The sequence below is a fragment of the Xenorhabdus yunnanensis genome (genome assembly GCF_028598805.1).
Classification (GTDB): domain Bacteria; phylum Pseudomonadota; class Gammaproteobacteria; order Enterobacterales; family Enterobacteriaceae; genus Xenorhabdus; species Xenorhabdus yunnanensis.
Window position 1 is genome coordinate 1 of record NZ_JAQRFI010000177.1, and the last position, 1,009, is coordinate 1,009.

Here is a 1,009-nt window from a genome sequence, read left to right on the forward strand (position 1 = left end):
CAGGCTGACCTGCGGCAGTTTGCTGAGCCTTCCATTTTTCAAAGTCCAAAGTAATGACGGAGGACATTTTCTATTTCCTTATAATGACGCACCGTAAGTGACGTTCGGTGCACTGCTTTCCTTGAGGCGGGCACTGTCACAGACGGCAACGCCTGCGATATGCCCCACTTTTAATAATAATGGCCGGGTCGGGATGGCGGCGGCATAAGTGCAATAGTCCGCACCGACACTGCCAACCCGCATCAATAACTGATTTTTCGCGATCACTTCAAAACGGTAGCGGCGGCAGGTGCGCCCGTATTGGCGAATGATATTCATCAGCAAATCAGGATTGGCCGCTATCTGCCCGTCACTGAGGCGCAGGATAATCACATCCCAATCGATACCCGGCTGGCGCTCCAGTAATTCCACATAGCCCACACCCAGCCGTTCAAAGATGGCAATAAAGCCCGCGATGCTGCCGGCATCTTTCGCGTTGATAAACGCATATTTCACCCGCTTGCGGAACAGCGGCAGCGGCTCACCGTTAAAACGCTGGATATCGCGCTGATAAGCCAGCACCGATAACAACGATTCGGAACACGTTTCGGCATCCAGTTGGGCCAGCGGCCATGTCAGCCAGCCGTAAACCTGCGTCCAGAATGCCCGCGCTGCATTGAGCAGCTTGGCGGGTTCCCCTTTATCCATCCATGAGGGCAGGGCCAGCCGCTTAAGATGTTCCTTAAACTCAGACATTCTTCACCTCCACTGAGAGCGTTTTCAGCCTCGGTACACTCAGTTCACTGAGAATGTCACCCAATGAAAAAGTCAGTGATACAATCTCGCTGAATTCACGGTGGATTTCCCGCCCTAAGCTGGAAAAGGAAAAGCGCGAGTACGGCCATGTTTTCTTCACCGAATACTGGCTGTTTTCCCGGAATGCACAGCGGATCAGGTTTTCCACATCCCGTTTCAAGGTAGTTATCTGCTCCTGACGGTAGTTCGCCAGACTGACCACAAACAGCGTGAC

General features: G+C 52.8%; 1 protein-coding gene and 1 pseudogene. Both read right to left on the reverse strand.

What is annotated here, in order from left to right; genetic code table 11:
• Positions 1-78: 78 nt before the first annotated feature.
• Positions 79-735: a phage tail protein gene (locus tag PSI23_RS23690; protein WP_273556988.1), complete on the reverse strand. Its 657-nt coding sequence runs from the start codon at positions 733-735 to the stop codon at positions 79-81.
• Positions 728-1,009: pseudogene (locus tag PSI23_RS23695) on the reverse strand (baseplate J/gp47 family protein); the annotation flags it as partial. The pseudogene PSI23_RS23695 and the gene PSI23_RS23690, both read right to left, overlap by 8 nt.